General features: G+C 70.3%; 31 protein-coding genes. 16 read left to right on the forward strand and 15 right to left on the reverse strand.

Annotated elements, in window-relative coordinates:
- Nucleotides 1-60 precede the first annotated feature (60 nt).
- The 6 genes from ABTY62_RS39885 (at nucleotide 61) to ABTY62_RS39910 (ending at nucleotide 5,326) form a co-directional block, all read left to right on the forward strand.
- On the forward strand, nucleotides 61-489 hold the full coding sequence (locus ABTY62_RS39885; RefSeq protein ID WP_352134270.1) for an ATP-binding protein: 429 nt from the start codon (nucleotides 61-63) through the stop codon (nucleotides 487-489).
- A 62-nt stretch (nucleotides 490-551) separates the two neighbouring features.
- The gene (locus ABTY62_RS39890; RefSeq protein ID WP_352134271.1) at nucleotides 552-971 is read left to right on the forward strand and encodes a hypothetical protein; all 420 of its coding nucleotides are present in this window, start codon (nucleotides 552-554) and stop codon (nucleotides 969-971) included.
- A gap of 454 nt (nucleotides 972-1,425) precedes the next feature.
- Entirely contained in the window at nucleotides 1,426-2,205 is a 780-nt protein-coding gene (locus ABTY62_RS39895) for a helix-turn-helix transcriptional regulator (protein ID WP_352134272.1), read from the forward strand.
- 56 nt (nucleotides 2,206-2,261) lie between these two features.
- Entirely contained in the window at nucleotides 2,262-3,032 is a 771-nt protein-coding gene (locus ABTY62_RS39900; RefSeq protein WP_352134273.1) for a helix-turn-helix transcriptional regulator, read from the forward strand.
- A 652-nt stretch (nucleotides 3,033-3,684) separates the two neighbouring features.
- A complete protein-coding gene (locus tag ABTY62_RS39905) occupies nucleotides 3,685-4,245 on the forward strand; it encodes an ABC transporter permease (RefSeq protein ID WP_352134318.1) in 561 nt (186 codons plus the stop codon).
- Between the two features lie 79 nt (nucleotides 4,246-4,324).
- Nucleotides 4,325-5,326 carry an ABC transporter substrate-binding protein gene (locus ABTY62_RS39910; protein ID WP_352134274.1) on the forward strand — a complete coding sequence of 334 codons (1,002 nt, stop codon included), beginning with the start codon at nucleotides 4,325-4,327 and terminating at the stop codon, nucleotides 5,324-5,326.
- Between the two features lie 29 nt (nucleotides 5,327-5,355).
- Here ABTY62_RS39910 and ABTY62_RS39915 read toward each other — a convergent pair whose 3' ends face one another.
- The 3 genes from ABTY62_RS39915 to ABTY62_RS39925 all read right to left on the reverse strand — a co-directional run bounded on the left by ABTY62_RS39915 (nucleotide 5,356) and on the right by ABTY62_RS39925 (nucleotide 8,504).
- Nucleotides 5,356-6,618, reverse strand: coding sequence for an MFS transporter (locus ABTY62_RS39915; protein ID WP_352134275.1), 1,263 nt, complete (start codon nucleotides 6,616-6,618; stop codon nucleotides 5,356-5,358).
- Nucleotides 6,615-7,418 (reverse strand): LLM class F420-dependent oxidoreductase, encoded by an 804-nt coding sequence (locus ABTY62_RS39920; RefSeq protein WP_352134276.1) that lies wholly within the window; start codon nucleotides 7,416-7,418, stop codon nucleotides 6,615-6,617. The genes ABTY62_RS39915 and ABTY62_RS39920 overlap by 4 nt, the downstream gene beginning before the upstream one ends.
- Before the next feature lie 132 nt (nucleotides 7,419-7,550).
- Complete coding sequence (locus ABTY62_RS39925; RefSeq protein ID WP_352134277.1) at nucleotides 7,551-8,504, reverse strand: zinc-dependent alcohol dehydrogenase; 954 nt, start codon at nucleotides 8,502-8,504, stop codon at nucleotides 7,551-7,553.
- A 61-nt stretch (nucleotides 8,505-8,565) separates the two neighbouring features.
- Here ABTY62_RS39925 and ABTY62_RS39930 point away from each other — a divergent pair, with 61 nt between their 5' ends.
- Nucleotides 8,566-8,691: a hypothetical protein gene (locus ABTY62_RS39930; RefSeq protein ID WP_352134278.1), complete on the forward strand. Its 126-nt coding sequence runs from the start codon at nucleotides 8,566-8,568 to the stop codon at nucleotides 8,689-8,691.
- A gap of 16 nt (nucleotides 8,692-8,707) precedes the next feature.
- Here the strand turns inward: ABTY62_RS39930 and ABTY62_RS39935 are convergent, their stop codons facing one another.
- From ABTY62_RS39935 to ABTY62_RS39945, 3 genes are read right to left on the reverse strand one after another with little or no spacing between them, the layout of a single operon-like run.
- Nucleotides 8,708-9,559 carry a helix-turn-helix domain-containing protein gene (locus ABTY62_RS39935; protein WP_352134279.1) on the reverse strand — a complete coding sequence of 284 codons (852 nt, stop codon included), beginning with the start codon at nucleotides 9,557-9,559 and terminating at the stop codon, nucleotides 8,708-8,710.
- 14 nt (nucleotides 9,560-9,573) lie between these two features.
- A complete protein-coding gene (locus ABTY62_RS39940) occupies nucleotides 9,574-10,095 on the reverse strand; it encodes a DUF6879 family protein (RefSeq protein ID WP_352134280.1) in 522 nt (173 codons plus the stop codon).
- The gene (locus ABTY62_RS39945; protein ID WP_352134281.1) at nucleotides 10,064-10,378 is read right to left on the reverse strand and encodes a hypothetical protein; all 315 of its coding nucleotides are present in this window, start codon (nucleotides 10,376-10,378) and stop codon (nucleotides 10,064-10,066) included. The genes ABTY62_RS39940 and ABTY62_RS39945 overlap by 32 nt, the downstream gene beginning before the upstream one ends.
- Nucleotides 10,379-10,717: 339 nt before the next feature.
- Between ABTY62_RS39945 and ABTY62_RS39950 the strand changes: the two genes are divergently transcribed.
- Both ABTY62_RS39950 and ABTY62_RS39955 read left to right on the forward strand, forming a co-directional pair.
- Nucleotides 10,718-10,843 (forward strand): hypothetical protein, encoded by a 126-nt coding sequence (locus ABTY62_RS39950; protein ID WP_352134282.1) that lies wholly within the window; start codon nucleotides 10,718-10,720, stop codon nucleotides 10,841-10,843.
- 93 nt (nucleotides 10,844-10,936) lie between these two features.
- On the forward strand, nucleotides 10,937-11,431 hold the full coding sequence (locus ABTY62_RS39955) for a hypothetical protein (protein WP_352134283.1): 495 nt from the start codon (nucleotides 10,937-10,939) through the stop codon (nucleotides 11,429-11,431).
- A 22-nt stretch (nucleotides 11,432-11,453) separates the two neighbouring features.
- Here ABTY62_RS39955 and ABTY62_RS39960 read toward each other — a convergent pair whose 3' ends face one another.
- The gene (locus ABTY62_RS39960) at nucleotides 11,454-11,672 is read right to left on the reverse strand and encodes a DUF397 domain-containing protein (RefSeq protein ID WP_352134284.1); all 219 of its coding nucleotides are present in this window, start codon (nucleotides 11,670-11,672) and stop codon (nucleotides 11,454-11,456) included.
- The gene (locus tag ABTY62_RS39965) at nucleotides 11,669-12,511 is read right to left on the reverse strand and encodes a helix-turn-helix domain-containing protein (protein ID WP_352134285.1); all 843 of its coding nucleotides are present in this window, start codon (nucleotides 12,509-12,511) and stop codon (nucleotides 11,669-11,671) included. The genes ABTY62_RS39960 and ABTY62_RS39965 overlap by 4 nt, the downstream gene beginning before the upstream one ends.
- Nucleotides 12,512-12,747: 236 nt before the next feature.
- Between ABTY62_RS39965 and ABTY62_RS39970 the strand changes: the two genes are divergently transcribed.
- The 3 genes from ABTY62_RS39970 to ABTY62_RS39980 all read left to right on the forward strand — a co-directional run bounded on the left by ABTY62_RS39970 (nucleotide 12,748) and on the right by ABTY62_RS39980 (nucleotide 13,834).
- Nucleotides 12,748-13,065, forward strand: a complete 318-nt coding sequence (locus tag ABTY62_RS39970; protein ID WP_352134286.1) for a hypothetical protein — start codon at nucleotides 12,748-12,750, stop codon at nucleotides 13,063-13,065.
- A gap of 146 nt (nucleotides 13,066-13,211) precedes the next feature.
- Nucleotides 13,212-13,457: a hypothetical protein gene (locus ABTY62_RS39975; RefSeq protein ID WP_352134287.1), complete on the forward strand. Its 246-nt coding sequence runs from the start codon at nucleotides 13,212-13,214 to the stop codon at nucleotides 13,455-13,457.
- 86 nt (nucleotides 13,458-13,543) lie between these two features.
- Complete coding sequence (locus ABTY62_RS39980; protein WP_352134288.1) at nucleotides 13,544-13,834, forward strand: hypothetical protein; 291 nt, start codon at nucleotides 13,544-13,546, stop codon at nucleotides 13,832-13,834.
- A gap of 342 nt (nucleotides 13,835-14,176) precedes the next feature.
- Here the strand turns inward: ABTY62_RS39980 and ABTY62_RS39985 are convergent, their stop codons facing one another.
- A complete protein-coding gene (locus ABTY62_RS39985) occupies nucleotides 14,177-15,289 on the reverse strand; it encodes an ABC transporter substrate-binding protein (protein WP_352134289.1) in 1,113 nt (370 codons plus the stop codon).
- A 230-nt stretch (nucleotides 15,290-15,519) separates the two neighbouring features.
- Here ABTY62_RS39985 and ABTY62_RS39990 point away from each other — a divergent pair, with 230 nt between their 5' ends.
- Nucleotides 15,520-16,497, forward strand: coding sequence for a LysR family transcriptional regulator (locus ABTY62_RS39990; protein WP_352134290.1), 978 nt, complete (start codon nucleotides 15,520-15,522; stop codon nucleotides 16,495-16,497).
- Nucleotides 16,498-16,536: 39 nt separating this feature from the next.
- Here ABTY62_RS39990 and ABTY62_RS39995 read toward each other — a convergent pair whose 3' ends face one another.
- The 3 genes from ABTY62_RS39995 to ABTY62_RS40005 all read right to left on the reverse strand — a co-directional run bounded on the left by ABTY62_RS39995 (nucleotide 16,537) and on the right by ABTY62_RS40005 (nucleotide 19,275).
- Nucleotides 16,537-17,094, reverse strand: a complete 558-nt coding sequence (locus tag ABTY62_RS39995) for a YybH family protein (protein ID WP_352134291.1) — start codon at nucleotides 17,092-17,094, stop codon at nucleotides 16,537-16,539.
- A 175-nt stretch (nucleotides 17,095-17,269) separates the two neighbouring features.
- Nucleotides 17,270-18,604 carry a hypothetical protein gene (locus ABTY62_RS40000; protein WP_352134292.1) on the reverse strand — a complete coding sequence of 445 codons (1,335 nt, stop codon included), beginning with the start codon at nucleotides 18,602-18,604 and terminating at the stop codon, nucleotides 17,270-17,272.
- A 197-nt stretch (nucleotides 18,605-18,801) separates the two neighbouring features.
- On the reverse strand, nucleotides 18,802-19,275 hold the full coding sequence (locus tag ABTY62_RS40005; RefSeq protein WP_352134293.1) for a rhodanese-like domain-containing protein: 474 nt from the start codon (nucleotides 19,273-19,275) through the stop codon (nucleotides 18,802-18,804).
- 93 nt (nucleotides 19,276-19,368) lie between these two features.
- Between ABTY62_RS40005 and ABTY62_RS40010 the strand changes: the two genes are divergently transcribed.
- Nucleotides 19,369-19,851 (forward strand): Lrp/AsnC family transcriptional regulator, encoded by a 483-nt coding sequence (locus ABTY62_RS40010; RefSeq protein WP_352134294.1) that lies wholly within the window; start codon nucleotides 19,369-19,371, stop codon nucleotides 19,849-19,851.
- Between the two features lie 19 nt (nucleotides 19,852-19,870).
- Here the strand turns inward: ABTY62_RS40010 and ABTY62_RS40015 are convergent, their stop codons facing one another.
- Entirely contained in the window at nucleotides 19,871-20,578 is a 708-nt protein-coding gene (locus tag ABTY62_RS40015; protein WP_352134295.1) for a TetR/AcrR family transcriptional regulator, read from the reverse strand.
- 88 nt (nucleotides 20,579-20,666) lie between these two features.
- On the opposite strand from ABTY62_RS40015, the gene ABTY62_RS40020 reads away from it, so the two are divergent.
- Nucleotides 20,667-21,530 carry an NmrA family NAD(P)-binding protein gene (locus tag ABTY62_RS40020; protein WP_352134296.1) on the forward strand — a complete coding sequence of 288 codons (864 nt, stop codon included), beginning with the start codon at nucleotides 20,667-20,669 and terminating at the stop codon, nucleotides 21,528-21,530.
- 6 nt (nucleotides 21,531-21,536) lie between these two features.
- On the opposite strand, the gene ABTY62_RS40025 is transcribed toward ABTY62_RS40020, so the two are convergent.
- Nucleotides 21,537-23,039, reverse strand: a complete 1,503-nt coding sequence (locus tag ABTY62_RS40025; protein WP_352134297.1) for a family 43 glycosylhydrolase — start codon at nucleotides 23,037-23,039, stop codon at nucleotides 21,537-21,539.
- 178 nt (nucleotides 23,040-23,217) lie between these two features.
- Entirely contained in the window at nucleotides 23,218-24,789 is a 1,572-nt protein-coding gene (locus ABTY62_RS40030; protein ID WP_352134298.1) for an MFS transporter, read from the reverse strand.
- A 452-nt stretch (nucleotides 24,790-25,241) separates the two neighbouring features.
- On the opposite strand from ABTY62_RS40030, the gene ABTY62_RS40035 reads away from it, so the two are divergent.
- Nucleotides 25,242-25,901: a helix-turn-helix transcriptional regulator gene (locus ABTY62_RS40035; protein WP_311727251.1), complete on the forward strand. Its 660-nt coding sequence runs from the start codon at nucleotides 25,242-25,244 to the stop codon at nucleotides 25,899-25,901.
- The last annotated feature ends 247 nt before the right edge of the window (nucleotides 25,902-26,148 follow it).

The raw sequence follows: 26,148 nt of genomic DNA on the forward strand, positions 1-26,148 counted from the left end.
TGGGACAGGATCGCCTGTGCGACACGGCAGCGCGCCGTGCTCTGGAGGGCCCTGGACGACATGGCAGAGAACACCCCGCAGGGGGCACCTCCCAGCGGTGGCTGGGGGAGATACGAGCTACGTCTGCGCGTCCATCCGCAGACGCTCGCGGACGTGCGCCGCGCCGTGGGCGCGCGGCTGCGCCAGTGGGGCCGCGAGGAGTTGATCACCCCGGCTGCCATGTGCGTCACCGAGCTGCTGTCCAACGTCCATAAGCACGCCGCCTCGCCCGACTGCGTGCTCACCCTGGAGAACCGCCCGTACGGAATATGGGCCGCCGTCAGCGACACCGAGCCCTCGCTGCCGGTGGTCAAGGAGCCCGACTTCCTGTCCGAGAGCGGGCGCGGGATGTTCCTGCTGAGCAAGACGGCCGACGAATGGGGCACGGACCTCAACACCACGGGAAAGACGGTCTGGTTCACGCTTCGTGCGGAATCCGTCGGTCCGTGAGCCGCCGTTCGGTAGCGTGCTGTGTGGATGACGATGGCGGCGCGTGAACCGGGGAGGGGCCGATGGATCCGCTGACGGCGGGAGCGCTGATCGCGGCGGTCAACGCGGTGGTGTCCGGGGCCGGCGGCGAGGCCGGCCGGCGGGCGCTGGAGGGGCTGAGCGCGCTGTCCCGCAGGGTGCTGCGGCGGGGTGCGGCCGACCCGGCGGCGGATCCCGCGGGCGACCCGGGCGCGGACCCGGCGGGTGACGGCGAGCCCGTCACGATTCGGTACGACGACCCGGAGCAACTGCGCCGGCTGGCCGAGCTGCTGGTCGAACGGGCCCGTCAGGACCCGGAGTTGAGCCGCGATCTGGCGGCCTGGATGAGCCGGTACGGAACGCCGTCCGGCGCCGTCCACAATTCCGTCTCGGGCGATGCCCGTATCACCGGGCCGGTTATTCAGGGCCGGGATTTCCACGGCCCCATCAGCTTCGGCTCGTAGCGCCGGGACGCGGCGCGACGCGGTGACCCCCGGCGCCCGGCGGCGTCTCACCCCCCGGACGGGGGTAGCGGGCATCCGGTGGGCGGCTGGCAGCAACCGGACAGCGGCTCGCGCCGTCGCTCGCCCAGTGTGGTCCGGTGGATGCGCTCGGTGTCGGTCCGGCGGCCGTACGCCGGGGATGCCTGCAACTTCCTGACAGACGGCGTGTCGTTCCACGCGCGAGGCGATGCGCTAGGGTCTGACACGCCGTCATTTGCCAACCCTTTACCTAACCCGTTGCGTTGACGTCGTCGCTGTGTGCGAATTAGTGTCGTCGACGAAATTGCATGGCAATTGCTCCTGCCTGCGCGGCGCAACAAGAAGAGCGCGGGGCGGGAGCGGCACGAGCAACTGCACGACCAGAAATTCTCGAACCAGGCCCGCAGCAGGGGAAGTCATGGTTGGTCTTGCGAGGATGCCCGAGCCGTCACCCGAGCACGGGGCGGCCGGCGCCGCGGGCTCCGACCATGTGGAGCGGGCGCTGCTGGCGGCGCACGACCTGATCGAGACCGCGGTGTCCCGGCACCGCCAGGATCTGGCCCGCCAGTCGTGGGTGCGGGCCGGGCCCGGCGGCCCTTCGGTCGCCGAGGCGGCCGTCCGGCTCATCGCCGGAGCCGAGCGGACCGTGGCCGTCGTCCTGTCCGGGGACCCGGAGCAGGAGGAGACCGTCTGCTCGGCGCTCGCCCGTCCGCCCGTCCCCGGCCGTGAGGGCGTCGCCGTCCGGCTGCTGTGTCTGCCGCGCGCCCTGGCCGGCCCGCGGGTCCGCGCGCTGGCGCGCACCGACCCGCGCTGCGAGGCGCGGACGACCGACGGCGGGTTACCCGAGGCCCTGCTCGTCGACGGCCGGATCGGCTACGTACGGCCGGAGCCCGGTGCGGGGCCGGGGGTCTCGCTCGTGGAGGACCCGGCCACGGTGCAGACCCTGGATCTGATGTTCGCCGGGGCCTGGGGGAACGCCGTGGCGCTCGCCGAGCCCCCGCGCCCGGCCGGACGGCTGTGCACCGACTCCGCGCTGCTGATCCTGGAGTGTCTGCGGGCCGGCCTCACCGACGAGGTGGCGGCGCGCGACCTCAAGGTGTCGCTGCGTACCTACCGCCGGTACGTGGCGGAGATCATGCGCGAGCTGGGCGCGCACTCCCGGTTCCAGGCGGGGGTGCGGGCCGTGGAGGCGGGGCTGCTGCCGGGCCACCCCTGAGAGCACTCGAGACCTGACCATGTCGCGAGGCGGGATGACGAAGGCATGACCAAGCGATGACGGAGCGGATCAGCGAGGACGTCCTCGACCGCACCCTGCGGGAGGTGCGCACCCTCCTGGAGTCCACCGTCCACGAACACCGGGCCCGGCAGTCCCGGAGCGCGCAGTTCGCCGAGGTGGGGGCGGCGGACGCCGCCTTTCTCGCCGCCGCCGAGGAGGTCGCCGGCCAGGCCGTGCGCAGCGTCGACGTCGCCTTCCCGGAGCCGAGCCCCCGGCTGGCCGCCGACCACGCGGCCCTGCACGCCCTGGTCTCGGGCCTCGGCGACACGGTCGACGTACGGGTGCTGCGCACCCGGCCCCTGGCCGAGCCAGGCCCCGCGCTCGGGCCGGGCGGCGGCCTCGGGGCGCGCCCCGCGCAGATCCGGATCGCGGCGGTCGCGCTGCCCACGGCCGTGATCGCCGACGGCCGGACCGCCCTGGTGTGCACGGACTCGGCCGACGGGCGGCAGGCCTCGCTCGTCCAGGACCCCGCCGTCGTCGCCGCGCTGCACGGCATGTTCGGCAACATCTGGCGCACCGCCGCGCCCGCCGCCCGCCCCCTCGACTTCGGCAACCGCGCCCGCACCGAGATGGTGCGGCGGGTGCTGCGGCGGCTGGGGGACGGGGTCACGGACGAGGCCGCGGCCCGGGAGCTGGCGATCTCGGTGCGCACCTACCGCCGGTACGTCACCGGAATCCTGGAGTTGCTCGAGGTGAACTCCCGTTTTCAGGCCGGTGTGCGCGCCTCCGAGCTCGGCATCCTCGACCGAATCTCCGGCGGTGCGTGAAGAACCGGCGTGAAGAACGGGCGTGAGAACCGGCGTGGACAACCGGGGACAACCGGTGGGAAGAACCTGCGGGAGAGTCCCGGGAACATCCCTGTCAAGATCGCCGTCAAGAGCCCGGCTAAGATCGCCGTCAAGCTCTTTTTCATGTCGGAGCGATTTCCTTTTTCCCAACCGCATTGTGATCCGGAGCGGGCTGGCGATAGGTTGCACGCGGGCGTGCCGGGAGATCTGGCAACAGCCGGTAATACAAGGGGATTTGGGGATGACGCAAGGGCGCGGAAGGGGTGCGACCGCCACGGCGGGCGCCGATGGCGGACCGGGTACGGACCCGCCGCATTCACCCCGTCCCGGACAGGTACGAAAGTCCGGCAAGAACAGCGGCAAGAACAGCGGAAAGGCATCGCACAGGGGTCGCGGAAGTCAAAGCGCCCGAGGGGCGCATGGCCGCCGAGTTCGCGGGAACGCGGCGGGATCCCTGTTCCGCGGGGTGCTCCCGCCGCTCGTATTCGGGGCGGCCCTGCTCATCGTGTGGGATCTCGCCATCCGCGTCGGCGCCGTGGACACGTTCTACCTCCCGGCGCCGTACGACCTGGCGAAACATTTCGTCGACGAGTTGCTGCACGGCGATCTGCCCAAGTACACCGAGCAGACGGTGCGGGAGGCGCTGGCGGGCTGCGGCATGGGGCTCGGGGTGGCCCTGCCGCTCGGCTACCTCATCGCGCGCAGTGACCTCGCGGCCTCGGCGCTCCAGCCGTATCTGGCCGCGTCGCAGGCGGTGCCCGCGGTGGCCCTGGCCCCGCTGTTCGCGCTGTGGTTCGGCTACGGGCTGCTGCCCTTCGCCATGATGTGCGCGCTGCTGGTCTTCTTCCCCATCCTGGTGAACACCGTACTGGGCCTGCGTTCGCTGGACCCCGATGTGATGGGGGCCGCGCGCGTGGACGGCGTGGGCTGGTGGGGGATGCTGTGGCACATCGAGCTGCCGCTCGCGCTGCCCAGCATCCTCACGGGGGTGCGCAACGGCTTCACCCTGTCCATCACCGGTGCGGTGGTCGGCGAGTTCGTCATGGGCGGCGAGGGGCTGGGACAGCTCCTCTCGGTCCAGCGGCAGGAGGCCGACACCATTGGGCTGTTCTCGACGCTCGTCATGCTCGCACTTCTCGCCGCAGTGTTCTATGGCGTGATTCGCCTGGTCGAGCGGCTCGTACAGCGCTGACCGACATCTTCCACTCATTGAGGAGAAGTACGTGCGTTTGGTTAGGACGTCCACGAGGCACACCCCGAGACACCGGGTCATGGGGGCGGCTCTCGCGTCGGTGGTGGCGCTGGCCACCCTGACCTCGTGCGCCGAGAAGCCGAAGGACGCGGGGGACAAGGTCGGAGAGAGCGTCACGGTCGGGCTGACCTACACGCCCAACATCCAGTTCGCCCCGTTCTATGTGGCGGCCGAGAAGGGGTACTACAAGGACGCCGGGCTGAATGTCACCCTGCGTCACCACGGTGCGGCGGAAGATCTTTTCGGAGCCCTGAAGTCGGGCAAGGAAGACGTGGTCTACGCGGGCGGGGACGAGATGCTCCAGGCCCGCTCCAAGAATCTCCCCATCGTGGACATCGCCACCTTTTATCAGAAATACCCCGTGGGCCTGATCGTCCCCAAGGAATCCGACATCAAGAAGCCCACGGACCTGAAGGGCCGTACGCTCGGCACCCCCGGTCCCTATGGCGAGACCTATTTCGGTCTGCTGGCCCTGCTGAAAGAGGGTGGCCTCTCTGTCAAGGACGCCGACGTGAAGAACATCGGCTTCACCCAGCAGGCGGCGCTGACCGGCAAAAAGGTCGAGGGCGTGATGGGTTACCTCAACAATGACGCCATCGCCTTCCAGGAGGCCGGCAAGGAGGTCCGCGCCCTGACGCTCGACGGGGGTGCGGAGGGCGACCCGCTGGTCGGGGTGGGAATCGGCGTCGAGAAAAAGACGCTGGACAAGCGCGGCGACGACATGAAGAAGTTCGTCGAGGCATCTCTGCGGGGTCTGCGGTACGCCATCGACAACCCCGAGGAGACCGTCAAGCTCAGCGAGAAGTACGTGCCCGGGCTGGGAGACTCCAAGCGGCACAAGAACGCGCTCGCGGTGCTCAAGGCCACCACGCCCATGATGCAGAACGACGCGGGCGACCTGGGCGCCAACGACCCGCAGAGCTGGAGCCGCATGGCGGACTTCATGTACGAGCAGGGGCTGCTGGAGAAGACGGTCACCCCTGAAGAGGCGTACTCCAACGACTATCTGCCCAAGGCGTAGTCAGCCACACCCGGCCGGGCGGCGGGAGCTCACCCGCCCGCCGCCCGGTGCTCTGCCGCCCGGTGGTGCAGTGCGCCCGCCACCGCGAACGCCGCCGCCGCGCCGCCCGCGAGCGCGACCCAGCTGCCCGTCGCGGAGGTGTTCGCGATCACCAACAGCCCGATCGGCGGCCCGGAGGCCGTGCCGAGGTTCCACGCCAGCGACGCCAGCGCGCTCGCCCGGCCCACCGCCGCCTCCCCGGACCAGCGCAGCAGCAGCGGATAGAACGCCGAGGAATACATCAGCTCGCCCGCCGCGAACACCACCGCGAAGGCCAGCAGCAGCCCGTACCGCACCACGGACGAGGCCGAGTCCCCGGCGAGCACCGCGCCGAGACCGCAGCCGAACGCCGCCGCCCACAGCACCGGACCGGCGGCCAGCGCGACCGTCTCCGGCAGCCGCTCCAGCCGCCGTCGCAGCAGCGGCTGGAGCGCCACCAGCGCGAACGAGTTCGCCGCCACCACCGCGGACACCCACCCCAGCGTGACGCCCATGTGGTCGTGCAGCAGCAGTGGCACCGTGGCCTCGATCTGCGTGAAGCCGACGATCGCGAACAGCGCCTGGGCCAGCACCAGCAGCGCCATCGGGCGGCCGCGCAGCAGCGTGCGGTAGGTCGGCCCGCCGCCCGGCTCGCTCTGCTCTTCCCGTACCTGGGCGGACTCCCGCGGCCGCAGCGCCCAGATCGCCACCAGCAGCGGCACCGCGGCCGCCGCGTTGGCCACATACAGCCAGCGCAGCGTCCCGACCGGGGCCTCGGCCCCGTGCAGCACCAGCCCGGCGACGACCGAGCCCGCCCCGATCCCCACGTTGTTCACGATGTGCCGGACGGAGAACGCGGTACGGCGCCCGCTCTCCGGGACCGCGGCGTCCACGACGCCGACGATCGAGGCGTAGAACAGGCCGAAGCCCACCCCGACGCACGCGCCCGAGATCAGCACCGGAACCACCGCGTCGACCGGCGCCAGCATCCCGTACCCGACCGCCAGCGCCGCGGCGCCCAGCGCCCCCACCCGGTGCGGCCCCGCCCGGTCCGCGAGCGGTCCGCCGAGCAGCGCGGCCGCGAAGCTGGCCGCCGCCATCGCGATGAAGTAGCCGCCCGCGGCCCGGGAGCCCAGCCCGAGCAGCTCGCTGATGTAGATGGCGGTGAACGGGAAGCAGAGGCCGTTGCCGAGGGTGGACACCAGCAGACAGCCCATGAGCAGGCGAAAGCGCCGCCCCAGGGACTCGCGGGGCGGCGCGGCGTCTGCCGTCAAGAAGCCCGCCCGGCGCCCAGCGCCTCGCGCACCTTGAGCAGCTCCTCCACCTGGCGCAGGTCGTACGGCGCGGCCAGGGACAGCACCACATGGACCGCGCCGGCCTCGGCGAAGCCCTCCACGAGCGGCAACTGGTCCGGGTTGATCATGACCGTACGGGCCACCTCGCCCGGGTCGCGGCCGACCCGCTCGCACCACTGGTCCAGCACGCCGTTCAGCTCGCGGAAGTCGGCGACCGGGTCCTCGGAGGCCCAGCCGTACCAGTTCCACCAGTCGGCCTCGCGCGCCACCAGCTCCAGCGTGCGCCGCCGCCCGGCGCCGCCGATCAGCAGCGGAAGCGGCCCGGCGGGCCCGGGGTTGAGCTTCCCCAGCCGCTCTTTGACGGCCGTGAGGGAGGCGGCGAACGCGTCCATGCGCTCGGCCGGGCCCGGGAACGGGATGCCGTACTCCGTGTGCTCCGCCTCGAACCACCCCGCGCCGAGCCCCAGGACCAGCCGCCCCCCGCTGAGCTGGTCCACGGTGCGGGCCATGTCGGCGAGCACATGCGGATTGCGGAACGCCGTGCAGCTGACGAGGGGGCCGATGGTGGCCCGGCTGGTCTCGACGGCCATCGCGGACAGCAGCGACCAGCACTCGAAGTGGTTGCCGGCCGGGTCGCCGTGGTGCGGCAGGAAGTGGTCCCAGGTCCAGATCGAGTCGACGCCGAGGGCGTCGGCCTCGCGCCAGGCGGTGCGGAGTTGGTCGAGCTCGGTGTGCTGGGGGTGCAGCTGCACGCCCACGCGCAGGGTTCTCTGCGGCACGGTGTTCCTCTCGGTAAGTGGGTTTTGCTCCCCGCGCCCCAAAATCCAGCCCCTCGGGGGGCACCTCCCAGCGGTAGCTGGGGGAGATTGAGGACCGGGGTCCGGCGCGGAGCCCCAGAGCCGCCCGCGGGGCTACGGGGTCACGACTACCCGGTAAACCGGCGTCTCCGCCGCCTGCTTCAGCGCCTTCTCGACCTCGTCCAGCGCATACCGCGCCGTGACCAGCGTCTCCAGCCGCCCCGTCAGCGCGCCCCCGCGCAACAGCTCCGCCGCCGCGCGCCAGTCCTCCGGCTCATGGCTGAAGGAGCCGGTGACCGTCAGCTGGCGGCGGTGCACCTCGTAGCCGGGCAGCTCGGCGGGCGGCCCGCCGGGGGAGCCGCCGAAGAGCACGATGCGGCCGCCGTCGCCTACCGCGGCCAGCGCGGCGGCGATGGCGTCCTTGGAGGCGATGGTCACGAACACCACGTCGGCGGCGGGCAGTTCACCGAGGTCGTCGGGGGTGACGGCCGCGTCCGCGCCGGCCGCCGCGATGGCGGCCAGGCGCTGCTCGTCCCGCTCCACCACGGCCACGCTGCGCGCCTGGAGCGCCTTGGTCACGGCGAGGTGCAGATGGCCCATGTAGCCGGCGCCGATCACGGTGACCCGGTCACCGGCCCCGAAGGAGCCGCGGCGCAGCGAGTGGACCACGCAGGCGAGCGGCTCGCCCATGGCGGCGACGGCCGGGTCGGTGTCGCCCACGGACCACACCCGCGAGGCGTCCACCTTGATGTAGTCCGCGAGCCCCGCGCCCATCGTGATCGCGCCGTCCTCGCGCTTGTGGCCCTGGAGGGCGACGCAGATGGCGGACTGGCCGGCCCGGCAGCTGCGGCAGGTGCCGCAGCGCGGGAGCCCGTCGATGGTGACGAGGTCACCGACCGCCGGCATGTCGTCCAGCCCGGCGGCCTTGGCGCCCACCTTCTCGACCCATCCGGCGATCTCATGGCCGGCGGCGGCGGGGTAGACGGTCATGCGTCCGGCGTACAGATTGGCCTCCATGGTGCACACCCCGCACGCGGCGATGCGTACGAGCACCTCGGAGTCACCCACGTCCGGTACAGGTATCTCTCTGATTTCCACCTGTTCTGGCGCGGTGATGACAGCTGTACGCATGGGAACTGCCTTCCGAATTACGGTCGTTGTGTCCGGAGGCTATGCCTGGGTCGCCGACGGAGGCAAGGAATTGATCACAGTCGTTCAGCCCGCGATCGGGCGGTGCGACTGTGTGCCCAGATGACGACGCGCGCCCGGAGTCAGGGCAGGGCCTCGATGGCCTTCAGGATCAGCGCCCGCGCCTCGGCCCCGTATACGGCATGCCGGTGCAACTCTCCGAACGCCTTGAGGTACTGCGCCACCTCGTCAGGCGCTGTGATCTTTACGGAAGCCGACAGCGGCTCGTGGTCCACGCGTTCGTCGTCGAAGACTGTGAATGACTCAATAGGCCACATGGCCCGCTCCACAGAGGCCGGGATGATCCCAAGCGACACCGAGGGCAGGTCCATCACCGAGAGCAGCGAGCCCAACTGCCCGGCCATCACGCCCGCGTCGCCGAGCCGGTATCGGAGCACCGTCTCTTCCATGAGGATGGCGAAGGTGCGCCTGGACTTCCGGATGATGGCGGAACGGTCCATGCGGGCGGTAACAGCCTCGGCCACATCGTCGGGTAGGCCACGGAACGTGGCAATGGCGTGGAGGAGCGCGGTGGCGTAGCCCGGGGTCTGCAAGAAGCCGGGAACCACGTTGGAGCAGTACACCTTGAAGTGCTTGGTCCGCTCGATCAGTGGCAGGTTTACCTTCTGGAGCTGCTTGAGCCCTGTGCGCTGGAGCCGCTTCCACTGGACGTACATGGAATCGGCCTGGCGATTGGCCGCGATCAGGTCGGGCGCCTGCTCCTCGGCCTCGCAGGCACGGCACCACGCCCGGAGATCGTCGTCGGAGGGCGCGGTGCGGGCGTTCTCGATTCGCGAGGATTTCGCCTCGCTCCACCCGCACCGGACTGCCAACTCTCGTTTGGTGATCCCCGCGTCCAATCGGACCTCGCGGAGCCGCGCGGCGAGCGCTTCACGCGCGGCCTGCGCGCTGGTCGATGGGGAACTGGGCGGCATGGTGTGCTGTCGTACTAGCGGATCTCGTACTGGTCGTGCGGTACAGCCCGCTCCCAGATGCTCTCAAAGGCAGTTGCGTTGAGCTCGACGAGTGCCTTGTCGTCGAAGAACCCCTCGCCGAGCCAGTCGCCGTTCCCTGAGAAGTCGTGGACTCGGATCACCTGGTTGTCGAAGATCCAGAAGTCGCAGCCGGGCATCAGAAGGTCGGCGGCTCGACGGCGGGCCAGCCACCGCACCTGTTCGCCCGCTGCCACGTTGGCGCGCGTCTGGTAGTGCTCCCAGCGGATGTAGTCGCTGACCGGCTCGGAGACGACCCGGGCACGGCGTACCACCACGCCGCGGGCTACGGCGTCCGCGATGTCCTGGTGGAACGGACGCCACCAGGAGGTGCGGTCGTCCCAGTTGACGCGCTCGCCTTTCTGCCATGCCTCGAAGCGCGGGTTGCTGTAGTACATGTCCCGCATCTCCAGGTGGACGGCAGACCGCTTGGCGTTGGCCAACTGCTCATCGAACGACGTCGGGATGCTCGATGGCATCACATGCCTCCCTCAGAATGTGCACCATGCGCGCGGGAATCCGCACCACTGCCTCGTAGTCGGGCAGCGGCCCGGTGGACCGTACCTCGTTCTCCACGGCCTCGCCTGCCTTCCAGCCCTGGAAGACGAGTTCCTTCTTCTCATCGTCCACCCACACGCGGGGACAGTTCTTCTCGTCGGTGTTCGGGTCAACGCCAATGAACCGTAGCGCCACGATGCCCTCCAACGCTTCGTTGTTTACGCGGACTTGCACCACCGTGGGCTCTTCGAGCGGGACCGTCAAGGGCGCGAAGGGGCACAGAGCTCATGAGAAAACTCAGGTGCAAGCTGCTGCAAGGTTGTAGCGATTGCGAGGCCCGGGTTTCTAGCGTCGGCAGGTACGACGACCCCGGCGAGGCCGTGGAACCTCCCGCCCCCCAAGAACCCCCTGCCGGTCGGCATAGCCGCGGCGCGGCCGCCGACAAGGGAGGGGCGAAGGGACTTCGGCGCGGCCGGGGCCCCGTGCCGAGGTCCCGTCCAGCAAGGCTCGCCCCGGCCTCCCGCTTGCAGGCCAGTAGCCGGGACGAGCACCGCGCAACCGCGCGGGGACATCCCCTGCGCGGGTGAACTCACAGGAGGCCCGATGCGCTTACAGCATGTCGTCCGCCAGGACCCGGACGACGGCGACACCATGCCGGACACGGACGCCCCGACACCGAGCGGGCAGACGCCCGGCGACGCAGATGACGGACGCCAGTACGCGCGCTAGGCGGCGCCAAGCGCCGTAGGTAGACGGCGGCCCGTCCTCGGACAGCCCCGCCGCAGGGCGTGGCCGCTCCCGCCCTCGCAGGAGGTACCCCGCATGACAGCACCGCTCCCACTCACGCCGGATCACTGGCACTGCTACCGCTGGTCCGGGGAGCGACGTACGTACGACGACGAGTCCGCGCGCCGCCCGCCGCATCTCGTCGTCCAGGACATCTCGCCCCGGGAATGGAGGCAGATCGCGGCTGCCTCGCCGGCCTTCATGGCGAGCGAGGTACCGCCGCTGGAGGTACCTCACTGGCTGCTGCGCCCGGCCAGGATGGTCAAAGCCACCTTCCAGGACCCGGAGAAAGCCGCTGCCTGGTACAGAGACCAGGTCACCGAGTTGGCCCCCTCCTTCATGACCGACCACGACAAGGACCCCACGCGGCGGGCCCAGCGGTTCGCGGTCGCAGAAGACCGGCTCGGCTGGGGCGGAGATGTCGTCGGCGGGTGGTATCTGCGGGGTACCGGGTTCGCCTCGGTGCAGCTTGTGGCGTGCAGCGCGAATCGGACCCGCCCGACGATCCCCTGCCCGGTGACCCCCCAGTGATACGCCGGGCGCGCTGGACGACTCAGACGGGGAACTCCCCGCGTATGACGGCGGAGACGAACGAGGACCAGCCGTCAGGGGAGAAGACGAGTGCCGGACGGTTCGGGGCCTTGGAGTCCCGAACGGGGATCACACCGGACGCGGCGAAGCTCCTGGAGAATTCGACGCACTCACCGCCGGACGATGAGCTGTAGGACGACTTGATCCAGACGGCAGGCGTCAGGTTCTGGTGATGGCTCATGACGTGTACTCCTCGCGCACAGTCTCGATGAAGGCCAGCGATTCGTCAGGGGGTAGTGCGTGCGCCCGTAGCCGATCGTAGTTTTGCACGACAGCGGCCGTCGTCGTCGCAGTGCGGCAGAGCCTGCCTCCTTGCGGATCATCCGAGTACAGCACCGTGGGCGAGTCCTTGAAGGTGAGCAGCGTAAACGGCACCGAGTGCGCGGCTGCGGCTCCGGCCGTGAAGGGGATCACCTGAAGGTCGATGCCGGGGCGAGTAGCCGATTTCACCAAGAAATCGAGCTGACCGGCCATGGCGGCCGGGCCGCCCACATGCGTCCGCAGGCATGCTTCGTGGAGAACGGCCCACAGCTTCGGCGGCCTGTCCTGGCTGAAGACCTCGCGTCGCCTTATACGTGCCGCCACCCGGCCCTGGATCACCTCGTCCGATGAGAACGGGTGGCCCGCGCGGAAGATGGCGCGAGCGTACTTCTCGGTCTGGAGCATGCCCACGATGATGGTCGCGGAGAAGTTGAGGATGTGGGACGCCTTCTGCTCCAACTGGACGTAGGGCACGAAATGCGTGGGGTGGTCCCCCTCCTCGAGCCGGTGGAGCATGCCCGTGAACAGTCCGTTCGTCCCGAACACCCGGTCACAGCCGCTGGCGAACTTCTCGCTCGGGAGCAGCTTCCCGGACTCCACCCCACTGACGTACGACACGGAGTAGCCCGTGCTCGTGGCCAGGTGCTTCTGCGTGAGGTTACGTCCCAGGCGTACGCGCCTCACATCCGCACCGTAGCGCTGGAGCGGGTTCAGAGAGGGATTGCTGAAGTCCTCGGATGGGATCGACTCGTCCAACACTGTGACCTCCCGACTTGCGCCCGCTGCCAGCGGCATGGCAGGGCAGCGGATTACAGCAAATGCTGCTGAACCCTCCCCATTCTACGGGGAACTGCGTTCTCCTGGTGACCAGTTGACTACACCCGGTACATATCCGGGGCAGTCAGTCGCCGCACCAGCGGCCACACGCAAGACCCCCGCAACCGCATGCACCGCGGTCCGGGGGCGTGGCCCACAACCGCATGGAGATTGCGAGCATGGAAAACGCTATCGCGTGGATTTTGAAGACGCTGCTACGACTGCTGTTGCCCCCGTCGGGCCGTCACCGCGCGGCGCCGCACCAGCACACGTCGACGACGCCGCGTCCGGCACGCGTGCCTGCCCCGCCCGGCGCGCCCATCCTCTCCGGGCTGTCGGACGACGCCGGTCCCGCCACGGTCCGGCCGTGCGTCCTCACGCACGCGCAACGCGCGAAGCGCGCTGCGCGGCGGCAGCGTCGGCGGGCGCTGTGGCTGGCCGTGCACGGAATCGACATCGGCCCGCGCGTCATCCATGGCGTCAGGGTGGTGGCGTAGATGACCACTCCGCCAACGCCCCCACCACAGCAGGGGCAGGACGACGGACCGCAGGGCGGTGACGATCGCCCGACCCTTGAAGAACTGTGGGAACAGTCCACCGTCCTGAGCGAGCGGATTGCCCAACACCTGGGGCGGGTGTCGAAGTGACGAAGAGGACCGGCACCGCACCCAACCTCGCAGTCGGCATGGTGGTCTACGACCGGCATTACGACATGCCCGCGACCATCACCGACTTCGTAGGACCGTTCGTCTGCCTCACCCGTCCCACCGGCCTCACCTGGCGCGCGCCCCAGGCATCCGTACGCCCCGCCACCACGTACGAGCGGCGGCAACTACGGGCCATCGCCCGGCTGCACGCCCTGCGCCAGCGAGGCATCGCGCCCGCGTAGAACCTGTCCCTGCCGGGTGACACCCCGGCAGGGGCACCGCGCCCACAGAACTCACCGAACACTTCGCCGGAGCGGACGATCAACCCATGCCGCATGGACCTTGGCAGGCCGAATGGACGTTCATCAGCGAAGCCGGGGTCACCACCGGGACCGCGCACACGCCACGGTACGTGGACATTCGCACGGCCGTATTCAAGGCCGCCGACAAGTCGCAACGGGATCTGGCCCACGACGAAACCGCCGAGAGAGCCGAGCCCTGGAAACTCCTTGTCGGAGCCCTGTATTCCGAAGCGATGCTCACGGCAGACGAACTCGGCACCTGGCGGTACGTAAGCCTGGATGGGTGGGCCAACGTAACCATCCGATTCACACCGTAGCGGTCACATTTGCCCACCAGTAGAAACCCCCGCCCTGAACAAGCTCAAAAGATGCGGGGTCGGAAGCATGGCGTGGTGTTTCGCCCATTGTGGGGCTATGGCCGGGCGGCTGAGTGGCTGGATCAGGTCAAGGCAGCCGGGTGGGATTCCCCCACCAACCGTCACGGCCTACCCGCCTCAACAGCCCTTGCGGAGCCCCTCGAATGTCCCTGACAACCCCTGCCGGTACTGCTTGTGGCCTTTGGTCTTGGCCGGCACCTTCAAGCCATCCGCGGAGGCCTCCCACGCCTGCGGGGCCTGTTCCGAGCGGCCCTTGGGGCGCCGGGCCGCCGCCGTGGTCGCTCAGCCGGCGTGGAGGATCCGAAAGCGATTGGGTTCCGCCGGGTCTCGGTCAACGACCTGGACCGGCGGCCAAGCCCATTGCCAAACGCCGATGCCCGGTGTGCGGGAGAACCGGATCTGCCCGCGGGTGCCTTCGACGGCGACGCGCGGCCAGGATTCGGCAATGCGCGCCCGGTCCGCGCCGTGAGAGCGCAGCACATCGGCGAGGACGGTGACCGTGTCGTAGCCCTCGAAGGCGACGAAGGAGGGCGCTTCGCCCAGCCGCTCACGGAGGGCCGTCTCGACTCGTGCACCGAGTGGGCTGAGGCGCTCGGGCAGGTAGCGCAGGAACGGGATCGCGGCGCTGTCGTCGCCCAGCAGCGTCGCGAATTCGGAGAACTCCGGTTGTCCGGCCGGAGCACCGATCAGGATCTCGGCGAGGCGCTGGTCGCGGCGGACGGACTTGACGATCGGCACGGCCGGTTCCGGATGGCCGACCAGGAGAAGGAGGGCTGTCGCGCGATTGCCGGCGAGTTCGTCGCACACCGCCTCGGGGGTGAGCGCGCGCATGTCGAGTTCGACGAGGGTGCCGCCGCGTGGAGCGAGATAGTCCCGCAGAACGCGGGCCCCGGATGCCCAGTAGACACTCGGGTCGGCCGCTACGGCGATGCGGCTGTGGCCCGCGCCGAGGAGGTGGTCCGCGTAGATCTGCCAGCCGTGGGACTGCGCCGGGGCGAGGCGCGCGACCCATTCCGTCGGCTGGTCGGTGAGCGCGTCGAGAACCGCCGACGAGCAGAGGAACGGCAGGCCGAGGGCGTCGGCCCGGGCGGCGGCGGCACGAGCGACGACGCTGTGGTACTCGCCCGCCAAGGCGGCCACGCCCAGCCGAGCCAGTTCGTCCACGGCCGCCGCGGCCCTCTGCGGATCGGCCGCGGTGTCCCGGACCAGCAGCTCCAGTGGTCTTCCGGCGATACCGCCGGCGTCATTGACTTCGCGAACGGCCAGCTCGAGGCCGGCGAGCAGGTGTCGGCCCGCCTCGACCCAGCCGGGCCGGGTCAGCGGAACGAGGACGCCGATCCGGACGGCTGACTCGTCGGTCCGCTCCGAGCCAGGTGGCGATGGTGGCGTATTCATGCGTGGGTGTCTCCCGAGCGAGGATGCGGTTCCGGCTTCTGAACCCGGCGACCCTATGCGGTCACAGCACTGGCTGGCGCTGCTCCGCTGTCGTGACTTTCCCGTCACTCAGGGGTCGCGCGGCTGTTGATCACGTCCGCGGATCCCTCCCGATGGTGCTGGTCTCCTATGGAGAAGCGGGCTTCTCCGGCCAAACCGGTCGTTCACGGTCAGTGCGTATGCTGCCGGGGGTGGATCTTCGACATTTTCGCTATGCGCTCGCGTTGGCGGAACACCAGCACTTCGGGCGGGCCGCGGAGGCATTGGGCATTGCGCAGCCGCCGCTGTCCAAGCAGATTGCGGCGTTGGAGCGGGAGGTGGATACGCCGCTGTTCGAGCGCACGGCGCGCGGGGTGTTTCCCACCGCTGCGGGGGAGGCGTTCCTGGCGCGTGCGCGGCGGGCGCTGGACGAGGCGGCGGGTGCCACGGTCGATGCGCGGCGCGCCGCGCGGGGTGAGACGGGGCGCTTGCGGGTGGGGTTCATCGGGTCGGCGCTGTTGCAGCTGTTGCCCACGGTGGTGTCGCGGTTCGGCGCGGCGCACCCCGAGGTGGTGTTGGAACTGTATGAGATGTCCTCCTCGGCAGCGGCGCGTGCGCTGGTCGACGGGGAGGTCGATGTGATCGTCACCCGCGGTGCTCCCCGCGGGCCGGGGGCGCAGTCGCTCGTTTCGGTGGCATTGGACGTCGAGCGGATGGTCGCGGCGGTCAGCCGGGCGCACCGCTTTGCCGGGTTGGCGACGGTGAGCTTGGAGCAGCTGGAGCCGGAGGTGCTGATCGTGACGGCGCCGCAGGAGGAGCCGGCCGCGACGGCCCGGATGGCTGTGCTGCTGAACAGCCCACGCCGCTGGTCCGTGCGCACGGTCCACACGCGGGATGTGCACACCGTGCTCAGCTTGGCGGCGTGCGGCATCGGGGTGGGTATCGGGCCCGCTTGCCTGAAGGCGGCAATCCGGCCCGATGTGTGGACCTGCGAGGTGGAGCCGGTGGTCGAACTGCCCGCGCTGGTGGTGTCCTTCCGTGACGGGGACCGCTCTCCGGTCCTGCGGGCCTTTCTCACGGTGGTCCGCGACGGCCACGCCGTGGCGCGAGCCCGCCTGGACCGGTTCCTGGCGGACTGGAGTCCTGCGACCGGCAGCGGCGAAGGACCTGCTGCCCGCCGGCCGCGGTGACTACAGTCCGCCTCCGCCCGTGTGGTGCTCGGGAAGCTGTCAGCCCTGGCCCTGCACCGGGTCGGTGTTGAACGTGTACAACACGATCTTCCAGGCGTCGCCTGTCTTGCGCAGCACGAAAACCTCGCGGTTGTAGTCCTGGACCTCCTTGCCGTTCTCGATGACTGTCTGCCCGACATGGTGGTGGGTGCGGACCACGGCGGTCGTGCCGTAGACGTTGATCGCGTCGTAGGCGAAGGCGGTCGAGAACTTGGCCGTCCTGAACAGCGCGTCGTATCCGTCGATCTTCTGCTGACGGGTGGCGTAGGTGACCTTGTCGTTCCACTCCGCCACGCCGCCGGGGGCGAAGAGATCGACGATCGCCTTGGTGTTCCCGGTATTCAGACCGGTCTGATACTGGTGGATCACCTGGTACACCGTGCGCTGCACCGGTGTGATCGCAACGCTGGGATAACCGCTGGTGTTCGCCGGACTCGCGGTCGCCGCGCTGGAGGCGGATGCCGTCGTCGAAACCAGGGTGCCGGTGAGGCCCGCAACCAGGGCACCGGACACGGCGAGGGCGGCCAGGTTCCGCCGGGCGAGGATAAAAGCCTTCATTGCTTACTCCTGTTGACAGGGGATTCACTTCGTGAGGTGTGCCGACATTCCGGCACGGAGGGAAAGTTTCGGGTGACCGCGCAACGGGTGTGATCGGTCCGGACGGTGGTCCGCGACGGCCGCGCCGTGGCGCGAGCCCGCCTCGACCGGTGCCTGGCGCTGCGGGAGCGGAGTTCTACGACCGGGGGCGGTGGACGGTCTCCCGCCCGTCGGCCGCGGTGACCTCGACGCCGGTGAGGTCGGGGCCGTCGCCGGTGACGTGGACCGCGTCCGAGCCGCGTCCTTCGGCTGCGATGCCGCCGGAGACGTCGAAGCTACCGAGTTCGCCGTCGATCTCGACGCTGACCAGGCCATCGCCGTGGGCGGTGATCCGGCCGCCCACGGTCGCCTGGTCGATCTTGCCGCCTGGCTTGACGCTGAAGGCGATCGCCTTCAGCTGCACCTGGACGCCGCGGACCAGGCTGGTCCCGGTGCCGCCGGAGGTGGTCAGATCGCCGCGCACCTCCAGCCGCGGCAGGTGCTTGCTGACCTGGATGCCCACCGCGCCGTCGCCCGTGGTGGCGATGGAGTCGAACGAGGCGTGCCGCAGCGAGCCGTCGTACAGGTTGAAGCCGCGTGCGCCCGTGCCGTGCGTGATGATCGGGGCTCGCACGTCCAGGCGGTCGAGTTCGCCGAAGTTGACGAAGCCGATGCCGCTCGGCCCGTGGGAGACCACCGGCGCGGTGGCGGTCCAGTTCCGCACCTGGCCCCAGTTGTCCAGCACCATGTCGTTCTGGCCGTGCGTGGTGACCGGACCGGCGGTGTGGACCTCCTCGACCACCGCGCCGGAGATGACGAAGACCCCGCCGCTGATCAGATCAGGTGTGCCGGCCAGGATGCCGCCATCGGTGTGGATCTCGCCGGTGCGCAGCAGGCTCACCCGCACGGTGCCGCCCGAGCTGACGCCGTTCCAGTCGCCGTAACCGCCGACGAACACCCCGCTGCCGCGAACCGGGTGGTCGGCGCTGCCGGCGGCCACGTCGAGGAGCTCGGCGGTGATCTCGATGGCGGGGTCCGGTTGCAGGTTCCACAGGGTGAAGCCGCCTTGCAGGGCGTCCACGCCGAAGCCGTGCGGCCGTTCGACCCGCCCGCGCAGGTCGGCGGCCTCCACTGTCAGCCCCGCTACCCGCACGTGACCGGAGCGCACCGACTCCCGCCCCAGCAGCAGTACCTGACCGCGCGTACGCACTCTGCGCAGCTCCAGCGTGCCCAGGGCGTCGACGGAGGTGTCGTTGAGCACGGCGACCTCGTGCTCAGGGGAGTGGATCACGATGTCTTCCAGGGCGTTGTCCCGCGTCAGGCGCACGCCCTTGGCGCCGAACTCCAGCGTGCCGCCCCGCAGCCGCGTTCCGGGCGGCAGAGTGATCATCGGCATTCCCCGCAGCACGCCCTCGACCTCGATGGTCGGTACCTGCCGTTGGACCGCCTCCACCAGCTCGGCGGCCGTCGATACCCGCGTCCACTTACCCACCGTGACCTCCCGCGCTTTTGTGTCGCTATGTCTCTCCGAGTACACACGGCGGGTCGGGGGCCGGCCACCGTTATGCCGGGGAAGACCAGCGGCGATATCCGGCGGGTATCGCTGCCTCTCTGGTCGACCGCCCTCGACGGCGCAGGGCGCATGCGCAGGGCGCATGCGCAGGCTCCACGGACTTCTGCGGAGCGGCACTAGCAGGCGCAGTGAGCGGACCCGACCGGCGCCGTCAACGGGTCGGCCGCGCGCCGCACCACACCGCTTGGACCCTCGACCGGGAATCCCTCACGGATCCAGTACTCGATGCCGCCGATCATTTCCTTGACCTGGTAGCCGAGGCGGGCGAGGGCGAGCGCGGCACGGGTCGCGCCGTCGCAGCCGGGCCCCCAGCAGTAGGTGATGACCGGAACGGCAGGGTTCAGCAGGTTCGCGGCGCGCGCCGGTATCTCGGCGGTCGGCAGGTGCACCGCACCGGGGACATGCCCCTGCTCCCATGCCTCGTCCCCGCGTGAGTCGATGAGTACGAAGCCCGGGTCGCCGGACTCCAGCGAGGCGCGGACATCGGACACATCGGCCTGGAAGGCAAGGCGTGCGGCGAAAAAGGCGGCTGCCTCTGCGGGTGCCGCCGGCGGCACCCGCAGAGCGGCGCTGATCAGGGTCTTGGACATGTCCTCAACGCTAGGCTCCCCGCCCATTCCCCAGAACTCAAGATCAACGGTCCGGCCCGCACCGCGCCGTGCAATTCGTGGTATCCATCGGCCATGGCCGCTGATTCCCTTGACACAACCGATATACGCATCCTGGAAGCCCTGCAACGCAACGGCCGCGCCAGCTACGCCGAGCTGGCCCGTAGCGTCTCCATGTCGCCGAGCGCCGTCACGGAACGCGTCCGGCGGCTGGAGGAGAGCGGCGCCATCTCCGGCTACTCCGCCATCGTGAGCCCCGAGGCCCTGGGGCTCGACATCCTGGCTTTCGTCCGTCTTCGCTACCCCACGGGCAACTACAAGCCGTTCCACGACCTGCTCGACACCACTCCCGAGATCGTGGAGGCCCACCATGTGACGGGCGAGGACTGCTTCGTCCTCAAGGTCGTCGCCCGCTCGATGCGCGACCTGGAACGCACCACGGGCCGCATCGCCGCCCTGGGCTCCGTCACCACGAGCGTCGTCTACTCCAGCCCTCTTCCGAGCCGGTCGGTAACGACGGCCGTGTCCCGGGTGCCGTCCGGCGGGTCCGGCGGCTGACCCACCGGACAGGGCCGGTTCAGGCCGGGATGCCGGTGGGGCGGTCCAGCCACTCGGACAGCAGGGAGCGCTCGGTGGCGGTGAGCATCGGAAGGTCCGGTACGACGGCCCGGAAGGCGATGGTGGCCGCGGCCGCGCTGTCCTCGGCGACAGCGGGCAGCTCGGTGAGGATCGACCGGGCGACCGCGTCGTACATCGCGTCCGCGAGGCCGGGGTCCCGGTCCTGCGGATCCATCGCGAGCAGCGTGAGCACGGCGCCGGTGCCGGCGGCGTGGATCAGCTCGACGGCGCGGCGTTCCGGGACCCGTAGCCGGCCGATCGCCGCGACGCGATGCACGCGGGCGCGCAGGACGTCCAGGCCGACGGCCGCGGCCGGGGAGCGCGTGTCGCGGCCGGGGTCCGCGAGGAGGCCGAACACCGCCGGGTTGGCCAGGCCGAAGCCGATGTGCGTGTCCCACCCCGCCCGCAGATCCGCCACCGGGTCGCCGGGGTGCTCGGGTCTCTTCCCCGCGACGTAGGTGGCGAGTACGTGCTCGGCGACGGCGTCGAGGAGCCCGTCCTTGTCCCCGAACAGCCGGTAGATGGCCGGCGCCTGCACGCCGGCGGCCTGGGCGACCGCGCGGGTGGTGACGCCGCTCGGGCCGTGCTCGCGCAGGAGCTGTGCCGCGACCTCCACGAGGTTCGCCCGCGTCCCGGATCTGCTGTCGACGCCCGGCTTGATGTCCATGGTCCGACGATAACGCACCCTTGCTATCGCCGATACTATCGGTGATAGCGTCATGTGCGTTCCAGTGATAACACGGATGGAGCGAAACATGATCGTCATCACCGGCGCCACCGGCCAACTCGGCTCCCGGATCGTTCGTCAGCTGCTCGAGCGGGTCCCGGCGGACCGGGTCGGCGCCAGCGTGCGCGACCCCGGGCGCGCCGCCGGCCTCCTCGCCGACGGTGTACGCGTGCGGCGCGGCGACTACACCGACCCGGCCTCCCTCGCCGACGCGTTCGAGGGCGCCACGCAGGTGCTCATCGTCTCCGCGAACGAGACCGGCGGGGGCGCGGTCGCTCAGCACACCGCCGCGATCGACGCCGCCCGCGCCGCCGGCGCGCAGCGCGTCCTGTACACCAGCCACCAGGCTGCCGACGCCGACTCGGTCTTCGCGCCCATGCCCGACCACGCGGCCACCGAGCGGTACCTGGCCGCAACGGGCACACCGTTCACGTCGCTGCGCAACGGCTTCTACGTCGGCACCATCCCGCACCTCCTGGGCCGGGCGCTGGAGACCGGGCAGCTCGTCGCACCGGCCGACGGGCCCGTGTCATGGACCGCCCATGACGACCTCGCCGAGGCGACGGCGGTCATCCTCACCGGCGACGCCCGCTTCGAGGGCGCGACCCCGCCGCTGACCGCACCGCGGGCGCTCGACCTCGAGGACGTCGCCGGCATCCTCACCGAACTCACCGGACGCACCATCCGCCGCGTCGTCGCCGATGACGACGAGTGGACGGCGGGGCTGGTCGGGCACGGCGTCCCCGCCGAACGGGCGACCATGCTGCTCGGCATGTTCCACGCCTCCCGGCGCGGCGAGTTCGCCACCGCCGGAACCGCGCTCGAGGACCTGCTGGGGCGCGCCGCCACCTCGCTCCCCACGTTCCTCGAAGGGGTCGCGGCCTCCCGCTGAGGGTCCTCAGGTGGTCGTGGGGGCGAGCCGCCACTGCTGGCAGTTGTTGTTCAGCCAGGTCCACTGGCGTACGTCGGCGCCGTCCGCCGTGGAGCAGTCGGCGACGTCGGCGACCTTGCCGCTGTTGGCGTTGGTGATCCGGACGTAGTCGCCGCCGGTGTAGACGAGCCGGGACTTCTGGCAGTTGTTGTTCAGCCACGACCACTGGCGGATGTCGGCGCCGTCGGCGGTGGAGCAGTCGGCGGTGTCCATGACTTTGCCGGTGGCCACGTTCACCAGGCGGCTGGTGTCGTCGCCCATGTCCTCGACGCGCCACTTCTGGTTGGCGCCGCCGGTGCAGGTCCACTGGAAGATGTTGGTGCCGTCGGCGGTGTTGCCGCCCGATACGTCGAGGCACTTGCCGCTGTTGCGGTTGACCAGGGTGTACGCGGCGGGGGTGGTCGCCGTCTCGCCGGACGGGCCGGGCAGGGTGGTGCCCAGGGCGACGGGGGTGCCGAAGTTCGGGGTGCCGTCCGCGTTCCAGGTGAACTTCTGCGCCCGGGTCGTACGGCCGTTGCCGCAGCCGCCGTTGGCCGCGTTGTTGCCGTGGTAGACGATCCAGTTCTCGGTGCCGTCGGGGGAGGTGAAGAACCCGTTGTGGCCGGGGCCGTAGACGCCGGCGGCGTCATTGCGCTGGAAGACCGGCGTCTGCTTCTTGGTCCAGGCGGCGGGGTTCAGCGGGTCGGCGCCGGTGAGCTCCAGCTGGCCCAGCTTGTAGTCGGGGGTCTGGCAGGAGCTGGCGGAGAAGGTCAGGAAGGTGCGGCCGCCGCGGTAGAGCGGCTCGGGGCCCTCGTTGACCGGGCTGCCGGAGGTCTCCCAGCTCAGGGTGGGGCTGGAGATAATGGTGAAGGTGGAGTCGGCGAGCGTGTACGGGTTGCTCATCGGCGCGATGACCAGGCTCTGCGCGCTGCCGTTGATGAAGCCGCTGCCCACCAGGTACAGCTTGCCGCCGTGCCGCAGCACGCTGGCGTCGATGAGCCAGCCGCCGGGGGTGAGGTTGGATCCGGTGAGGCTGTTCTTGTAGGTGTACGGGCCCATGGGGTCGGAGCCCGCGCTCTCCAGCACATGGGTGCGCTGGGTGTCGCAGCAGGCGGAGCCGCGGTTGCCCGCGGAGTAGTACAGGTACCACTTGCCGTCGAGGAAGTGGATCTCGGGCGCCCAGAAGTTGGAGTTGCGGCCCGAGGCGGCGTCGGACCACACCTGGACGCTCGGCGCGGTGGAAAGACCGGCCAGCGTGGGCGACTTGCGCATGGTGAGCTCGCCGGTGAACGAGGTCGTCACCAGGTAGTAGCTGCCGTTGTAGTACTCCAGCCAGGGGTCGGCGCCCTTCTGCGCCTTGACCGGGTTGGTGTACGGCCTGCCGTCGGCCGCGGCGGCGGCCTGGGCGGACTGGACGGTGACCAGGGGCGCGAGCAGGGCCAGGAGCGCGGCCCCGAGGATCAACCAGCGGTGGGTGCGGGTGCGGTGCACGGCAAGTCCCTTCCAGCGGCGGCCTGTTCGAGATCACGAACGCTGTACGTAACTTCGGCCAGAAGGTAGAGGCGGCGCCGGACGGGCGTCAAGAGAACGGACGCGTTTCGGTGGCGACGGGCGCGCGGGCGTACCGGGCCGGCCCGTCGCACGGGCCCGTCGCGCCGGGCGCGTCCCGTCAGCCGCGCTCGGCGCCGCGCTCGGAGTAGACCGGCCGGCGGAAGGTCCACCAGATGATCGCGGCGCCCACCACGGCCGCCGCCGCGCCGACGACGGCCGCGACATGCATGGCATGGACGAAGCCCTCGTCCGCGAAGTCGGACAGCCGGGGCATGGACAGCCGGTCGGCGAGCACCCGGGTGGCCTCCGGCGACTCCGCGGCGGCGTCGGCCGCGGCCGGGGACAGGCCGTCCAGCTTCGGGGTGATCTCGTTCCGGTACACCCCGGCCAGGACGGAGCCGAGGACCGCGACCCCGAGCACCCCGCCGATCTGCCGCATCGAGTTGTTGACGGCGGAGCCCGCGCCGGTCCGGTCGGCGGGGAGGACGGCCATGATGGCCTCGGTGGTGGGGGCGACGGCGGCGCCCATGCCCAGGCCCTGGAGGACGAGGAAGACCCAGAACAGCCCGAGGCCGCTGTGCTCGTCGAGGAAGACATAGCCGAAGAAGCCCACCGTGGCGATCAGCATGGCGCAGGTCACCACGGCCCGCGCGCCGTGGAGGCGGACCAGCCGGGCCGACAGCGGGGCGCCGAACAGCACGCCGAGGGCCACCGGGGCGATGGAGAGGCCGCACTCCAGGGGGGTCTGGCCGTGGACGCCCTGGAGATAGAAGCTCGTGTAGTACATCGAGCCGTTCACCCCGAAGAAGGTGAGCATGACCGCGACGCTCGCGCCGGTGAACCGGACGTTGCGGAACAGCCGGACGTCGAATCCGGGGCTCGACACCCGGAGTTCGACCAGGACGAAGACGGCGACCAGGAGCGCCCCGCCGGCCAGCGAGCCGAGGACGGCCGGGCCGGTCCAGTCGTTGCGGTGGCCGCCCTCGATCACGCCCCAGACGACGGCGAACAGGCCGGCGGTGGAGAACAGCACGCCGAGCGGGTCGAACTTCTTGCGGACCTTGGCGAGCGCACCGGGGAGGTAGACGAACGAGCCCACCGCGCACAGCACCACGATCGGCACGTTCACCAGGAAGATCGCGCCCCACCAGAAGTGGTCCAGGATCGCGCCGCTGATCATCGGGCCGGTGGCGATGGCGATGCCGCTGGAGCCGGACCAGATGGCGATGGCCATGGCGCGGTGCCGCTCGTCGAAGACCTGGGCGATGAGCGCCAGGGTCGCGGGCATGATCAGCGCGCTGCCCAGGCCCATCACGCCGCGGGCGACGATGAGTTCCTCGGCCGAGCGGGCGTAGGCGGCCCACACGGAGGCGGCGCCGAAGACCAGCATGCCGGTCAGCAGCAGTCTGCGGTGGCCGTACCGGTCGGCGAGTACCCCGCCGGTGAACAGCAGCACCGCGAAGATCAGCGTGTAGGAACTGATGCTCCACTGAAGCTGTTTGGGGCTGGCGCCGAGTCCGTCGTCCGGGTCGGCCAACGTCGTGAGCGCGACGTTGAGCACGGTGTTGTCCAGCCACACCGCCAGTTGGGACAGGACGAGCACCGACAGAGCGAGCCATTGGCGGCCGGTCGGCGACCGGGAAGGGTCGGCCGGCGCGGCGGCGGTCGTCGCGGTGTTCTGTGCAGCCATGTGTGCGGCGCCTTTCGGGACCCGGGGGTAGATGGGTCCGCCGTCGTACGGCAAGGGACTCGTGCTGGCTTCAAGCGAAGTTATCAATGGGGGGCCGGGGCCGCAGCCTCTTGAGCACACGGGAAGGCATATCTCGGCCTGAGTGAACCCTGACCGCTGGCATTTTCCTGCCGAAGATTGGCCCTATATACCCTCAGGGGTATGCCTTGCGGTTGGGTGCGGACCCTCGTTACTGTGCCGAAAAAGGAACCGGGGGGTGTCCTTTGAGCCAATTTCGAATTCAACCAGACGACGGTACGCCCATTGAAGGAATTGCGGGGGAAGTGGGCGTGAGGGGGGCGATTCGGGCGGAGCCGCAGACGGGGGCCGACAGCCTCGAAGACACTCTTGGGCAGGCATTGCGCCTGCTCGAGTCCGCCGTGCATCACCACCGGCGCGCAACGCTCGTCTCCGTGACGGCCGATCTGCCCGTGGACGGCGAGGCCGTGGCCGGGTGGGTGGGCCGGCTGGTGCTGCGGGCCGAACAGGACGTGATCTGGGCGCTGCCCGAGATCGCCTCCGACGAGCACGCCAAGCTGACCGCCCAGACGCTCGCCCAGCTCCTGGACAAGGGCGTCAGGGTCAGGCTGCTCTGCCCGCAGCCGGTGATCAGGGGCGCCCGCTGGCACCGGACCATCGGGGAGCTGGGGCCCCGGGTGGACGTGCGGCTGTCCGGCGCGGTGCGCCAGGAACTGGTGGTGGTGGACGGTGCGGCGGTCATCGCCCCCGACGCCGCACCGGGGGAGCCGGGCGGGTCCCGGGCCTCGATGATCCAGAACTCGACCGTGGCCGACATGCTGTACCGGCTGCTGTGCGGCATGTGGGACGCGGCGCAGCGCCCCTCGCGGCCGCTGTCCTTCGAGGGCGGGGCGCGCGGGCGGGTGCTGCGCGAGGTCCTGATCCTGATGGCCGAGGGGTACAAAGACGACGCGGCGGCCCGGAAACTGGGGCTTTCGGTGCGTACTTACCGGCGCTATGTGGCCGACATCATGCGGGACCTGAGGGTCGAATCCCGATTCCAGGCCGGTGTGTGGGCCGCGCGCGCGGGGCTCATGGAGTCGTACCCCGATTGACGCCCGGACTGACGGCCCGACTGGCGGCCGCCATGGGGACCCGCGACTCGGCCGCTGGCTCGATTTCGCGGGTTTCATGACGTCCGGTGGTTTGCGGCCGCCTCTAGTGGTGTCCCTAGAACCGTCTCCTTAACTGGCGGCGACTGGCAGCTTGCTGCCGATTAACCGGGCGCAACACCTGTGACCGAGCCGGGCGCGGCAGGTATATGACAGCCGGGGTTACCAATCGGTCACCTGAGACCGGGCG

It is taken from the genome of Streptomyces sp. NPDC097640, from assembly GCF_040302705.1.
Lineage (GTDB): Bacteria > Actinomycetota > Actinomycetes > Streptomycetales > Streptomycetaceae > Streptomyces.